Raw genomic sequence first — 437 nt, 5'->3', positions numbered from 1 at the left:
GCGGTAGGGCGTGCCGACCAGCGCCATGGCTTCGATGGAGATTTCTTCCAGACCGGCGCTCGGATCCTGAATCGGTACGCCACGTGTGCGCAGGCCCGCGTCTCGCGAGGCGGTGGAGCGGGTCGGCGTGGACGAACAGGCAGACAGCAGGCACACCAGCGCAAGCAGGGCAGGACCTGCCAGTCGGGTATTGGTGGGGGAAAAGCTGTTCCGCGTCAGCATGCGCCATCGGGAGAGTCCGGATAGCGAGCATGCTATGCGCGCCGCGTCAGAATGCCAAATTTCGTGTTGGCGAGGCGCAACGCCAAGCAGGGCGCGGGTCTGCGGATTTTGCCTAGATGGCGTCGCGTTTAGCGGGCAGTTTTACCAGCGCAGCTGGACGTTGCGCGTGCTGCCGGTCTGCACCGTCGCCCGCTTGGTGGCGCCCTGGTACGTGG

1 protein-coding gene is annotated in these 437 nt (G+C 65.7%); it reads right to left on the bottom strand.

Annotated elements, in window-relative coordinates; genetic code table 11:
• The coding region (locus tag D7Y13_RS43115; protein ID WP_208734652.1) for a hypothetical protein at positions 1-222 on the bottom strand (222 nt) is incomplete at its 3' end.
• Positions 223-437 lie beyond the last annotated feature (215 nt).

It is taken from the genome of Corallococcus praedator (assembly GCF_003612125.1).
GTDB lineage: Bacteria > Myxococcota > Myxococcia > Myxococcales > Myxococcaceae > Corallococcus > Corallococcus praedator.
The sequence above is the reverse complement of the archived record's forward strand: the minus strand, read 5'-3'. Positions and strand labels throughout refer to the sequence as shown.